Genomic DNA, 13269 nt, shown 5'->3' with positions numbered 1-13269 from the left:
AAGACCTTAACGAGGAGCGCAAATGAGCAAGAAGATAATGCAGGAGTATCTTGTGCTAGGCGGCAAACATCACGGTGAAGTGTGGCGCGGCGTCTACCCGTCAATGGGGTTGAACCTGTCAAAACATGATGAGCGTTACGGTCAGTTCTTTGACAGGGCAGGGAAAAAGAAAATCGAGCTCTCGCGCAAGGAGCAATATTTCATTACCGAATGGCTATCGCCGGAAGGGCACACTTACCTGCTCGCCACGGCGGAAGATCTGACGGAATTCAATATTGAAGAAGAGATTGGCCGGATCACACCCCCGCTCCGGCCACTGGATTGCACGATTGAAGACTGGGTCTGAAACTGAGTTGTGCGCTGTCTGCGGTTGCCGCGGTTTCGCCGCGCGTAAGGATATCGAAATAAAGCTAATCCCTTAGCCGTTAATTACTCATCTACGCTCAGTTTATTAATGCCCATCGCCATCACCTGGGAAGGGTGGAACAGGGATAAACTTTCGACTTGCGACAGCAGCAGCACTTTGCGGAAATCCAGCGCGGAGAGCGGTTCTGAAGCCAGATCGATATTATGCGCGTCGTACCAGGCGCTGTAGTTGTGCTCTACCCGCAGATCCAGCGTCTCGTGATCGCGATAACCGCTCAGCATTGGGATCAGCACGATGTTATTCGCATCGGCCACATCAAACGTGGCGGTATGGATCATCCCAATGTAAATACGCTGGGATTTGAGGGTGATCCAGGCCAGATCGCCGCGCTCCATACATTGATAAATCAGCCCTTCAACGCCATTGGCGCGGGACAAATGTTTATACAATTCCCTACGCCCGGAGATATCCAGGCGGGCGCTGCCGGACCAGTTCGATCGCCACAGGCAAAACAGCACGGCGAAAGTCAGCATGATGACTACCGGAGCCTGAATGCCTAAAAAGGTCCAGTTCATAAACGTCATATGCAGGTGGTGTTGCTCCGGGCCAAAGACGCCGGGCAGGGCGTTCATTACGGCTGAACTTATCAGCAAGCAGAACCATAAAAACGCCGTCGCGATGATCCCCTGCAACACGAACACGCAGCCGTAGAGAGCGACCAAAAAGTAGACATCCCAGCCGAAGCTGCGTTTGAATTTAAAGCGTGTAGAGAGATCGTGCGAGGTGTACCAGTAGCCGCAAACCATCAGAACCATGAATATCGCTGTGCCCATCCTAAGCCCTCTTTAATGCATCAACATGCCGTTTAAAGTCTTCCTGTACCCGCTTGCAGTGAATATTCACCGAGGCATTGCCATCGGCATCGATCACAATGCGTTCACCGTCTTCGATGGAATCCTGAATCTCGCTGTGGCTCATCACCTGCAACAGTTTGTCAGGGCTGTCAAATAAAGAGCGTAGTAGTTTTCTCATTAATAACCTCCGCGAAAAGTATAGGAACCAATCTGCGGATTTGTGAAATTTCATCGCTATTTCTCTGCGAGAGAGATCTAAAAACGGATATATCTTTATAGACACAAAGAAACATCCTGACCGAATATGCTCCCTCTTAATTACATTTGCATTGTCGGGAGGGTTAATTATCTGAATATTTAACAAGTCAATAAATAATCTTATGCATCACGCATTTTGTTAATTTTCTTATATTTCGCTTAGCCACGGGAAAGTGCGCTAATAAATTAAGCGAACCATTTATTCGGTGCGCTTATATATCTATAAATGGATTAGTTATTATGAATAAGTCCTTACTCGTTCTGTTTATTTCTGCCCTCTGCACAAACGCCAGTGCGCAAGGTTTAACCGTTGAAGAACGGCTTGCTCTGCTGGAAAAAACGTTGCAAGAAAACACGGCAGAGCTGGCGAAAACAAAAGCAGAACTGACGCACTATAAAAAGGCCGCAGCACATAACGCACAACCCGATTCAGTTATAACTGTCATCAATGATTCCTCAACAAATAACATGCAGACGGCAGAAAAAGAGCCGTTCACGCTAAAAGAGATCAGCGACTTTGTAAAAGAGGATATTGGTTTCTCTTATAACGGTTATTTACGTTCTGGCTGGGGAGCCGCCAGCAATGGATCGCCAAAAGAGTATGCTATCGGTTCGCTGGGGCGTTTTGGTAATGAATACTCATCCTGGTTCGATCTGGTATTAAAGCAGCGGGTGTATGAGCAAAATGGGAAATCCGCCTATGCCGTCGTGCAGTTAGACGGCAATGTCGGCGCGCAGTATGGCAGTGCCTGGTTTGATAAAGACTCCGAAAACATGCTGCAATTTTCCGATATTTTTCTCACCACGCGCGGATTCCTGCCCTTTGCCCCGGAAGCGGATTTGTGGGTCGGTAAACATAACCTGCCGAAATATGAAATCCAGATGCTGGACTGGAAAAACCACCAGACCGACAGCGGCGCAGGGATAGGCATAGAAAACTGGCAACTGGGTGCGGGCAAACTTAACGTCGCGCTGGTACGCCAGGACCTGGACGCACATGCGGTTAGCTACCCGGCAACGCGCGACGTTATGCAGGTCAATACCAACAGCGTCGACATCCGCTACAAAGAACTGCCGGTGGGGGATGACACCACGCTGGAGCTGATTGGGCGTTATTCCCTGGCGAACAAATCCGACAGCTACAAAGCACACGAAAAGAGCGGACGTTACTACAGCATCAAAGACGCGTGGTTAGCGGGCGGGATCTTGCGACACAACTTTAAGCGGGGCGGTTTTGAGGAACTGACCGTACAGGCAGCGGATAACGCCCTTGCCAGTGGTTTTGCGCTGATTTCCAACGCCGGTGCGACTTATGGCTATCGCGATAACTACTATGGCGATCACACCTACGGCAAAGCCTACCGCGTCATTTCGCAGGGCGAGTTTTATCCTACCTCGCAAACCGTGCTGGCCCATGCGCTGGTTTACTCAGCCGGGCAGGATATCTACAGCTATGACACCGGTGCGCATACGGATTTTCGCAGTTACCGTACAGTGCTGCGTCCGGCCTGGATTTGGGATAACCACAACCAGACGGGGGTAGAGCTGGCGTGGTTTAAGCAGACCAACAAACAGCAGGGCGTGGATTATCATGAAAAAGGCTACAAAGCGACGCTTTATCATGCGCTGAAAGTTGATACCAGCCTGCTGGCATCGAGACCGGAGCTGCGCTTCTATACCACCTGGCTGCGTGCGCAAGATACCGCCATCAGCCAGTTCCAGTTTGGCGATGGTCGAAAAGATCAGTTCACCGTGGGTGCACAAGCCGAGGTGTGGTGGTAAGAAAAAAGCGGCGCATCACTGCGCCGCAAAAGGGGCTAGAGATCAAGAAAACTGCCCAGCCGGTAGCCGCGTTCGGCTATCGCGTATTTCAGCGATGGCGACGTCAGCACCTCCAGTTCAGTTAAGCGGGGGTAACAATAGCTACTTTGTTGCAGGGTACTATCAATAAAGGCCGGGTGGCACATCACTTCCAGCGAGGTGTCACCCCGTGCGGCAGACGCATCAAGCGCGCGCAAAAAGCTCTCCTCAGAAACCGCGTCACCGTAAAATTCACTGCTGAAACCCGACGTGCTGCGCAGGGCTGCCGGTAATGTTAATCCACCGGCTAAAGCCTTGCGATCGAGACGCAGCGCCAGCCCGTGTCGGGCGGCAAACGCCGTCACTATCGGCAAAATCTGCGGGATCATATGCACATGGTGATGACTGTCGAGATGGGTCGGTTCGCGGCCGAACAGGGCGATAAAGCGCTGATACTGGCTCGCCAACTCCTGGGCTATCTCTTCCAGCGGCAGCCGGTCTTCCTCGGCCATTTGCCAGATCCACTTACCCAATCTGCCATCCCGCGCAAGGTTTGGCATCGGCGTTAACGGCTTACCCAACGTCAGCACAAAGTGCATGCCGACGGCGAGCAACGGGGCATTCAGGCAGAGCTCAGCCGCATGTTCCACCGCCTCGCCGTTGACCAGTGCTGTGGTCGAGGTCACCACGCCATGACGAAAGCTTTCAATAATGCCGTAGTTCTGCCCTTTGCTGAGACCAAAGTCATCCGCATTGACGATCACTATGCGTTCCATTGCCAGCCTCCGTTACGCTTGCCTGGTCTTCAGGCGTTCAATGGTAGGGGCAAAATGAGGCAGCCATTTTTCATGGGCCAGCAGCATTTCGCGCGCCAGGATTTCAGCGTCGCTGTCGGAGTGAACCAGTGGGCTGAGGTTGAGCGCCAGCAGCACATCGTTAAACTCGCCGCTCAGCGCGGCATGGCTTGCTGCCACTTCAAACCCTTTAATGGTGTGGATTAGCCCCAGCACTTTTTCATCAAAATGGGTCACGCGCGGGTGCGGCGTTGCGCCATTGCGCCCCAGCAGACAGGTCATTTCGACGGCCCATTCCGGCGGAATATTATCGATATGCCCGTAATGGGGAATATTCACGTAATGCTCAGTTTGCTTGTCGTTATAGATAGCGTTAATCACTTCGCACGCCGCATCGGAGTAGTACGCGCCGCCGCGCTGTTCCAGCTCTTTCGGCTTAACTTTCAGTTGCGGGTCTTTATACAGTTCAAACAGTTGTTTTTCGACCTGCTGCACCACTTGCGCCCGCGCGCCGCCTTTGTAGTATTCGCCCATTTCGATAGCCAGCATCTCTTTCTGTTTGAAGTAATATAGCAAATACGAGCAGGGCAACAGATTCAACGAGCGAATCAATCCTTCACTGAACGGCAGATCGAAAATGTTTTTCACCGACGAGGCTTTCAATGTGCCGCGGGCTACACCGTCAAGCAGCTCCGCGAAGCGCGACGTGCCATTCACCAGCACATCTTTGATAAACACCATGTGGTTAAGACCAAAAAGATCCATGGCGATATCGTCGCTCTCGCTTAATGCCAGCACGTCGCGGACAAACATTTTCATGCCGATGGGAATATTACAGACGCCAATAAACCGTTTAAAACCGGTATGGCGATATACCGCCTCAGTAACCATGCCCGCCGGGTTGGTAAAGTTAATCACCCAGGCGCGCGGGCAAATTTCTTCCACATCTTTAATGATGTCGAAAATCACCGGAATAGTGCGCAACCCTTTAAACAGGCCGCCTGCGCCGTTGGTTTCCTGGCCCAGATAGCCGTGGCTTAACGGGATGCGTTCATCCAGTTCACGCGCTTTCAACTGGCCGACGCGCAGTTGGGTGGTCACAAAATCTGCGTCGTGCAGCGCTTCACGGCGATCCAGTGTTTTGTAGAGTTTTAGCGGCACACCCGCGTTAGCAATCATGCGCTGGCAGAGATCAAAAATAATCTCCAGTTTCTCTTTGCCGTCTTCAACATCGACCAGCCACAATTCCGTTACCGGCAGCTCGTGATAACGCTTAATAAACCCTTCCAGTAATTCCGGGGTGTAGCTGCTTCCCCCGCCGATGGTGACGACTTTTAATTTCTGGCTCATGGCTTCTCCTTATCGTGGGTTAAGCAGATTTACTGGTTTATCTCAGTTAACCGTTTCCGGTAACTGTTTGGAGTGAACGAGGTCATTTTCTTAAACGTTTTGATAAACAAGCTTGGGCTGCTGTAACCCGACTCCCACGCAATATCGCTCACCGAATAGTTGGTGATTTCCAGCTGTCGTTTCGCAAAATCGATACGGATTTCATTGATGATTTGCATCGGTGTTTTGTCGTAATAACGCCGGGTCGCGCGGGTTAAATACTCCTGCGTTCTGGCAGACAGCCGCACCATATTTTCCAGCGCGTTGTCGCTAAACTGCACTTTGTCGTGCATCGCTTCGACGGTGTTTTTAAGCCAGGGCGGAATATCATCAAGCCCCTGTTCTTCACGGTAGTGACGCAGGCGATTGAGCACATAAAAGGTGATGGTTTCGACAAATTCGTCCAGCCCGTTTTCGCGAAAATTAAGCGACGCAATCACCGTTTCAACATAGGTCAGAAACGCGCGGTGGGTCCGGTACGCCTGGGACGCGACAAAACAAAACGGCAGCAACGACAGATAGTGTTGTTCAAAAAAACGCTTGCTGATACCGACATTCAGGATCCGCGTGGCACCAAATTCATAAAAGCTTTGATGATGCGATCCCAGCGGGATAAACACGAAATCACCGCGCTCCAGCAGCACGCGTTTGCCATTGATGACCTGATAGCAGCGCCCGGTTAACACGAGCGTAAATTCATAATAATCGTGCTGATGCAGCCCGCTGACACTCTCCGTTTTGTTATAGATAAACACATGGAAATTTTTACCCTTAAACAGCTGCTGTTCCTGAGCCGTTTTTATTTCCAGGGCGTTGGCGGTCGGCTGCATCGTTAACTCCTTACGACTTCCAGTTAATGTCAAAATTTGAGTGCGTTAGCGATATCGTCTTCGCTCTCTTCCTGCTCAATGATGTTCTGCGCTTTATTGGCGACCACCACAAAGGGCAGGTAAACCAGCGTTGCGATAGCGAGGTTAAACAGCGCGAGCAGCAGCGCGCTAATACTGCCATTGGTGTTGAAAAACGCGCCGAGGCCAGTTGGCATTGTCCACGGCGCAATGTTGGTGACGGGTGGGATCAGACCCGAGTAATACGCCAGCAGGGTGATGGCAGCCAGGATCGGCTGCACGAGGATAAAAGGGATAAACATCACCGGATTCATAATAATCGGCAGGCCAAACAGAATCGGTTCGTTAATCTGAAAGAGGCCGGAAGGCAGGGCCAGTTTTGCTACCTGGCGATAATCCGCCCGACGTGATGCAAGGAAAATGGCGATGATAAGCCCAAGTGTTGCGCCGCTGCCGCCAAGGAAAATATAGGAGTCGAGCATCGGTTTTGCCCAGACATGAAAACTTTTTCCCGCTTCCAGCGCGGCGTCTACCGAACCGTATTGCTGATAGATGGCGATATTTTCCAGCGCCCAGGGCGTCATGATGCCGCTGTCCAGCGCGGTCAACGCCAGCGATCCGTGAATACCAAAAAACCACAGCAGCGGGACAAAAATCACATACGCCCAGCCGACAACGCTGCCGAGAGAGGCCAGCGGGGTGGAGAGGGTATCCATAATCATCTGGTGAAAGTTGCTGGCGTGGCTCGCCAGCGCCCAGGCGATGACACCCATAATCGAGAGAATAATAAAGCCGGGGATCAGCGCGGAAAACGAGCGGGCAACCGAGCTGGGGACGCTTTCGGGCAAGGTGATGACCCAGTTGCGGCGCACGATAAAGGTAAACATCTCGGCGACCGCGAGGCCAACGATTATCCCGGAGATAATATTCGCCCCGCCTAACCAGTTCGCGCCCACGGCATACGATTCACCCACGCTATACGGCGTGACGGTCATAAAGGCGGCAATCGAGAGCAGACCCGCTGCCAGCGCATCCACTTTGCGCTCTTCCGCCAGCGCCATGCCGATAAAAAAAGGCGCCATCAACGACATAATGCCCAGCGTGCCGTTATAAACATTCGCCCCGATGCCCTTTAACCCGTTCAGAGTTTCAATGGTGGAGGCATCCAGCCGTACGCCCAGCGAATAGAAAAACGATCCGTCGCCAAAGCTCAGGAACACGTTATTGATAAGAACAAACATAGCCCCGACGAGGGTTAACGGCATTAAACGGATAAAGCCGTTTTTAATGGCGTTAACGTGCGGCTGCTGGCCGATTTTGATGGCAAAAGGCAGAAGTACCTTTTCAAGGGAAGCAAGGGCATGACTCATAGACAAATCCCCTTAAACACCGCAACGCGGGGTTGCGGTGATTCGTAATTAACATGCTGATAAGAATGAAGAACGGCTTATTGCACGGCAGTTTTTTTGATAGCGGCGACCGCCGCTTTCAGCACGCCTAAGCCATCGACTTTGCCATACAGCATCGAATCAATGACCTCTACGGGTTTATCGGGGAGTAATCGTTGGATCTCGGGTAACTTCCAGGCGATTTGCGGGCCAAGCAACACGACATCGGCGAGGGGGCCTTTTTCAGCGGCAAGCGTTTCAGAAAATGCTTCAATAATGACCGGAACGTCATATTTTTCAGCCTGTGCCCGCATTTTCGTAACCAGTAACGATGTCGACATGCCCGCAGAACAAAACAGATAAATATGCTTCTTTTCCATAAACTCGCCCCCTCACAGCCCCATTTTCCGCTGGCCGGGCAGCGATTGATATCTCTGTTCCGGCCACGAGTTTCGCTTAAAACTTTTTTCTTGCTCTGAAACAAGTATACGGTAGCGCACCGGATGCGGGTATTCCACGGCCGGCCAGAATTGTCTCTGGTTGACCTGGTGTTATGCTCTCCTTCACAGTTTGGGGAATTATTTAATCCAGGCGGATAAGGCATTAGCCGCCATCCGGCACCATCACACCATCATCTGGCGCAAAAAACCGATATCACGGGCTGAATCCAATTCGAGAAGCTGGCCATATAAAGCCTGCGCATCGGGAAGACGCGCACAGCAATCGAGAAATTTCGCTTGTCGTTCGTCATTGCTAAACGGCTCTTCCAGCGCGCCTTTGGCACGCAATCGCGCGTGGCGCACGATGCGACCATCTTTCAGCGTGAGCGTCAGAATATGCGGCAGCGCCGGGTTTTCTGCCTCCTGTTCAGCTGTCCACGTATCCATGGTGATACGCGCCAGTTTCTGAGCATCCGCTTGCGCGGCGACCGCGTCTGGGGTGAAATCCGCGACGCTGAGCGACCCTTTTTCCAGCATTACTGCCGCACAATACTGCATTGAAAAGCGCGCCTGCATCTCATCCACCGGTTGCGGATACGCCAGGTTACGCCAGTTGGCAATCCCAACCTGGCAGTGCGCCTGTTCGACATCATATGCACTAAAGGCATGAAGCGTTTGCAAATCCGTAATGGCATCAAGGATCCGGTGCGTTGAGCCGCAGCAAGGATGCTTTTTGGGCATCACGCCGATACGTTCAATCACATGCTGAGCATCATTAAGCCACGCAGGCCGGTGCACATTTCCGGCATACAGTTCAGCAAAACCCTGCGGGCATTCGATGATATCCGGCCTGCCGTACATGCCGGTGCGGGCGAGCATGGCGGCGTCAACGGCATTGCGCGCTGCCATGCCCGCATGAAACGGTTTTAGCGGCGTACCGAACTGCCCTTTAACGCCGCTTGCCATACTGATCGCAATACTTAACGCACGCGCGATACCGCCTGCATCTTCTCCCATTAATGATGCCACGCCCGCCGCGCTGCCAATGCAGCCTACGGTCGATGTGCCATGCCAGCCAGCGGTGTAGTGCCCGTAACCGATGGCATCGCCGATAAATGCCTGCGCCTGTAACCCTACCAGATACGCGTCGATCAACGCCGCGCCGCTGCTGCCCTGCGACAGCGCGACAGGCAGCAACGCAGGGACCAGCACCGCCGAGGCGTGGCTCATGCCAGGCGCAAAGTTATCGTCATAATCAATGGCATGCGCAGCGGTGGCATTGATCAGCGCCGCGTGTGATGGCGTGTGTGCCGTTTCGCGCCAGGTTTCGCATACCGCGCGGGTAGAGAAATCATCCCGCCCGGCAACCAGGCAGGCGAGAGTGTCGGTAATGGCGTCGCGGGCGAGTTCTTTTGCCCGCACGCTAAATGGCCCCGGTGCCGCGCACCAGTTTGCCAGCGTTTCAATCAATGTCATGATGCCAAATCCTCCGTTAGCCTTATGCTCACGCCTCACTCGCCGCGAGAAACTCCCGCGTATAGGTTTCCTGCGCTTCGCCCTTTCTCAAACGCGTTGCGCTTACCTCTTCCAGCAGTTTCCCCTGATACATCACCCCGACGCGCTGGCATAAATGGGTGACCACCGCCAGATCGTGCGTCACCAGCAAATAGGTTAAATTGCGCTGCTGGCGCATACGGCTGAGCAGGTTGAGGATTTCTGCCTGCACCGACACATCCAGCGCTGAAGTCGGTTCATCAAGTAGCAACACCGACGGCTCAAGGATCAACGCTCTGGCAATCGCCACGCGCTGACGCTGACCGCCAGAAAGTTGATGCGGGTAGCGGTAGCGAAACGCGTCCGACAGGCCGACCGCGCGCAGCACGTCGCTTATCCGCGATTCGTGCCTGTCCATGCCGTGAAGTTGCAGCGGCTCACGCAGGCTGGCCCATACCATTTTGCGCGGGTGCAGCGAGGCATAAGGATCCTGAAAAACCATCTGTACCTGGCGGTAAAAGGGCTTATCGCGCCGCGGTTGCTGCTCGCGGTTATTGAACAAAATATGACCGTGGTAGTCATGATTCAGCCCGGCCAGCGCGCGCAGAATGGTAGATTTACCGCAGCCGGATTCACCAATCAGGCCATAACTTTCGCCGCGCGCCAGCGTCAGGCTGACATCGTTCACCACCTGGCGGCGCTGGCTACCCTGACCAAATGCGATGGCGAGGGAAACCAGTTCAATGGCGCGATCGGCGGTGGGAATCGGGTTCATAAGGCAACTCCATCACGGTAGCAGGGGCCGTTCAGCCAGGCGGGATCGCGGGTGGGAACGCGCAAGGTTTCCACCGGCTCGCGCAGACGCGGCTGGCTGGCAAGCAGCGCCTGGGTGTAAGGGTGGCAGGCATTGTCGAGTTCGTTTGCCCGTAACTCTTCAACAATACGCCCGGCATACATCACCAGCACCCGGTCGCAAAAGCGCGACACCAGGTTCAAATCATGGGTGATAAACAGCAGCCCGGTCTGGCGGCGCTGCAATTGCTCATCAAGAATGCTCAGTACCTGGCGGCGCACGGTCACATCCAGCGCCGACGTCGGTTCGTCGGCAATAATCAGATCCGGTTCCGGGATAAGCATCATGGCGATCATCACCCGCTGCCCCATACCGCCGGAGATTTCGTGCGGATAGAGCCGTGCGACTTTCGCTACCTCGCGAATATGCACCGATTCGAGCATCTCCAGCGCCCGCGCGCGGGCTTCCTCTTTACTGACACGGCGATGCAGACGCCAGGCTTCCGCCACCTGATCGCCAACACGCATCAGAGGGTTGAGTGAAAAACGCGGGTCTTGCAGGATCATTGAGATACGGTTGCCGCGAATGGTGCGCATCTGTCGCTCGCTGGCATGCAGCAAATCGATATCGCCGAAGCGCATTTTCGTCGCCCGTAGCTGGCCGATTTTGGGCGTCAGCTTCAGCAACGCGCGACAGGTCTGGGATTTCCCGGAGCCGGACTCGCCCACAATCGCCACTTTTTCCCGACCGACCTGAAAGCTCACATCGCGCACCGCGAGGTTATCTTCATGCGCGCCCTTAAACAGAATGCTGAGATTTTCCACCTCTAATAGCGGGTTATTCATGGCGAAGATCCATTACGTCGCGCAGGCCATCACCGAGCAGGTTAAAGGCCAGGCTGGTGAACAAGATCGCTAAACCGGGTATGGCGGCAATCCAGCCATTGTTCAGCATAAATTCACGCCCGGAGGCGAGCATGGCGCCCCATTCCGGGCTGGGCGCTTGCGCACCGAGTCCAAGAAACCCAAGACCGGCCGCGGTGAGGATGATCGCCGCCATATTCAGGGTGACGCGCACCACCACTGAAGGCAGGCACATGGGCATGACGTGGTGCAAGATAATGTGCCAGGCAGACGCACCCTGTAAGCGCACGGCGGCAATGTAATCCATCTTGCGAATGGCCAGCGTTTCGGCGCGCGCCAGGCGCGCAATGGGGGGCCAGGCAGAAAGCGAAATAGCAATAATCGCGTTCTCAATACCGGGGCCAAGGGCAGCGACAAATGCCAGTGCAAGGATCAGGCTTGGGAAGGCGAGAAAAATATCCACCAGCCGCATCAGCACCGTATCCACACGCCCGCCCAGATAACCCGCCGTTGCGCCAATCACCAGCCCGAGCGGGGTGATAATCAACGCGGTCAGGCAGGTGATATAGAGCGTAATGCGCGCGCCATACAGCAGGCGGCTAAAGATATCGCGCCCCAGTTCATCGGTGCCGAGCCAGTGATCGGCACTGGGCGGTTGCAGGCGTGCGGCGAGGTTTTGCGCGTAAATATCGTGGTTCGCCAGCCACGGCGCAAACAGCGCGGCGGCAATAATCACAAGCAGCACCAGCAGGCCAAACAGCGCCGAATGATTAGCACAAAAACGTCGCCACTGGATCCACGCCAGTTGCGCTCTCGCCTGCAATGGCGATTGCGGCGCGGGATCGCTCAGCCAGGCGCGCAGCCCCTGGCGGGACACGCGCAGAAATTTAACAGAATCGGTCATTGCTCCTCCTGTCGTGTGCGGGGATCAAAGAGGCGATAAAGCAAATCGCACAGCAAATTGAGCACCACGAAAATCGCGCCGGTGAGCAGCGTGCAACCGACCACCGCATTCATGTCGCCCGCCAGCAGGGCGTTGGTCAGATAGCGGCCAAAGCCGGGCCAGGCGAAGACGGTTTCCGTCAGCACTGCGCCCTCAAGCAGCCACGCCCATGAGAGCGCCACCACCGTCAGCACCGGCACGGCGATATTGCGAAACGCATGTACCCAGACGCAGCGCGCCCAGGACAGCCCCTTCACCCGCGCGGTGATGATGTACTCCTGCGACAGTTGCTCAATCATAAAGCTGCGGGTCATGCGGCTGATGTAGGCCAGCGCGCTCAACCCGAGGATCGAGGCCGGTAAAATGATGTGGCTGAAGACATTTTTGAATACCGCCCAGTTACCGCTTAAGGCACTGTCCAGCAGCCAGAAACCGGTCACCGGATGCAGTTCAAACTCATACATAAAGTCGATGCGCCCCGGCCCGCCAATCCAGCCGAGCGTGGCGTAAAACAGCAGCAGCCCCATTAAACCGAGCCAGAAATGCGGCGTGGAGTAGCTCAGCAGACCGACAAAGCGGATCAGGTGATCGAACCACGAGTTGCGGTACATCGCCGAGAACACCCCGGCCGGAATGCCAAGACCGACGCCGATAATCGCCGCCACCGTCGCCAGTTCCAGCGTGGCCGGAAAGACGCGGGCAATATCCAGCGCGACCGGCTGGCTGGTGGTGAGCGCAGTGCCGAAATCCAGATGCAACAGTTGCCAGACATAATCGACAAACTGTTTCCACAGTGGCTGATTAAGCCCGAGTTGCTGATACATCTTCTCGTAAGCTTCCTGACTGGCATTATCGCCAATCACCGCCACTACCGGGTCGATAGGCAGCAGCCGACCAATAAAGAAAGTCAGCGCCGCCAGCCCCAGCAGCGTACAGCAGATAGAAATCACCCCCCGGCCAACGCGCCTGAATAGCCGCCACAGCGGCGCGGGGGAGTTATCGGTCATGGGTGTAATCAGCTGGGACATCTGCCACCTC

At 54.5% G+C, this 13269-nt stretch carries 14 protein-coding genes; 2 read left to right on the top strand and 12 right to left on the bottom strand.

All coding sequences use genetic code 11. From position 1 onward, the window contains the following. The first annotated feature begins 22 nt into the window (after nucleotides 1–22). Complete coding sequence (locus tag Q5705_16580; GenBank protein WLI76189.1) at nucleotides 23–346, top strand: hypothetical protein; 324 nt, start codon at nucleotides 23–25, stop codon at nucleotides 344–346. Nucleotides 347–429: 83 nt separating this feature from the next. On the opposite strand, the gene Q5705_16575 is transcribed toward Q5705_16580, so the two are convergent. Together Q5705_16575 and Q5705_16570 are read right to left on the bottom strand one after the other, a co-directional pair. After that, the gene (locus Q5705_16575) at nucleotides 430–1200 is read right to left on the bottom strand and encodes a hypothetical protein (GenBank protein WLI76188.1); all 771 of its coding nucleotides are present in this window, start codon (nucleotides 1198–1200) and stop codon (nucleotides 430–432) included. Nucleotide 1201: 1 nt separating this feature from the next. After that, a complete protein-coding gene (locus Q5705_16570) occupies nucleotides 1202–1399 on the bottom strand; it encodes a hypothetical protein (GenBank protein ID WLI76187.1) in 198 nt (65 codons plus the stop codon). Nucleotides 1400–1719: 320 nt separating this feature from the next. Here Q5705_16570 and Q5705_16565 point away from each other — a divergent pair, with 320 nt between their 5' ends. Further along, nucleotides 1720–3261, top strand: a complete 1542-nt coding sequence (locus tag Q5705_16565) for a carbohydrate porin (protein WLI76186.1) — start codon at nucleotides 1720–1722, stop codon at nucleotides 3259–3261. Nucleotides 3262–3296: 35 nt separating this feature from the next. Here the strand turns inward: Q5705_16565 and chbG are convergent, their stop codons facing one another. The 10 genes from chbG to Q5705_16515 all read right to left on the bottom strand — a co-directional run bounded on the left by chbG (nucleotide 3297) and on the right by Q5705_16515 (nucleotide 13259). Further along, nucleotides 3297–4055 carry a chitin disaccharide deacetylase gene (gene chbG / locus Q5705_16560; GenBank protein WLI76185.1) on the bottom strand — a complete coding sequence of 253 codons (759 nt, stop codon included), beginning with the start codon at nucleotides 4053–4055 and terminating at the stop codon, nucleotides 3297–3299. Nucleotides 4056–4067: 12 nt separating this feature from the next. After that, nucleotides 4068–5423, bottom strand: coding sequence for a 6-phospho-beta-glucosidase (locus tag Q5705_16555; GenBank protein ID WLI76184.1), 1356 nt, complete (start codon nucleotides 5421–5423; stop codon nucleotides 4068–4070). Nucleotides 5424–5452: 29 nt separating this feature from the next. After that, nucleotides 5453–6292: a transcriptional regulator ChbR gene (gene chbR / locus Q5705_16550; protein WLI76183.1), complete on the bottom strand. Its 840-nt coding sequence runs from the start codon at nucleotides 6290–6292 to the stop codon at nucleotides 5453–5455. A 29-nt stretch (nucleotides 6293–6321) separates the two neighbouring features. Then, nucleotides 6322–7680: a PTS N,N'-diacetylchitobiose transporter subunit IIC gene (gene chbC / locus Q5705_16545; protein WLI76182.1), complete on the bottom strand. Its 1359-nt coding sequence runs from the start codon at nucleotides 7678–7680 to the stop codon at nucleotides 6322–6324. A gap of 77 nt (nucleotides 7681–7757) precedes the next feature. Next, the gene (locus tag Q5705_16540) at nucleotides 7758–8078 is read right to left on the bottom strand and encodes a PTS sugar transporter subunit IIB (GenBank protein ID WLI76181.1); all 321 of its coding nucleotides are present in this window, start codon (nucleotides 8076–8078) and stop codon (nucleotides 7758–7760) included. 243 nt (nucleotides 8079–8321) lie between these two features. After that, the gene (locus tag Q5705_16535; protein ID WLI76180.1) at nucleotides 8322–9614 is read right to left on the bottom strand and encodes an MmgE/PrpD family protein; all 1293 of its coding nucleotides are present in this window, start codon (nucleotides 9612–9614) and stop codon (nucleotides 8322–8324) included. A 28-nt stretch (nucleotides 9615–9642) separates the two neighbouring features. Then, a complete protein-coding gene (locus tag Q5705_16530) occupies nucleotides 9643–10407 on the bottom strand; it encodes an ABC transporter ATP-binding protein (GenBank protein ID WLI76179.1) in 765 nt (254 codons plus the stop codon). After that, nucleotides 10404–11270: an ABC transporter ATP-binding protein gene (locus Q5705_16525; GenBank protein ID WLI76178.1), complete on the bottom strand. Its 867-nt coding sequence runs from the start codon at nucleotides 11268–11270 to the stop codon at nucleotides 10404–10406. Before Q5705_16525 ends, Q5705_16530 begins: the two co-directional genes overlap by 4 nt. Beyond that, nucleotides 11263–12192: an ABC transporter permease gene (locus tag Q5705_16520; protein WLI76177.1), complete on the bottom strand. Its 930-nt coding sequence runs from the start codon at nucleotides 12190–12192 to the stop codon at nucleotides 11263–11265. The genes Q5705_16525 and Q5705_16520 overlap by 8 nt, the downstream gene beginning before the upstream one ends. After that, nucleotides 12189–13259: an ABC transporter permease gene (locus Q5705_16515; GenBank protein WLI76176.1), complete on the bottom strand. Its 1071-nt coding sequence runs from the start codon at nucleotides 13257–13259 to the stop codon at nucleotides 12189–12191. The genes Q5705_16520 and Q5705_16515 overlap by 4 nt, the downstream gene beginning before the upstream one ends. Between the last annotated feature and the right edge of the window lie 10 nt (nucleotides 13260–13269).

Source organism: Kosakonia sp. H02, from assembly GCA_030704225.1.
GTDB lineage: Bacteria > Pseudomonadota > Gammaproteobacteria > Enterobacterales > Enterobacteriaceae > Kosakonia.
The sequence above is the reverse complement of the archived record's forward strand: the minus strand, read 5'-3'. Positions and strand labels throughout refer to the sequence as shown.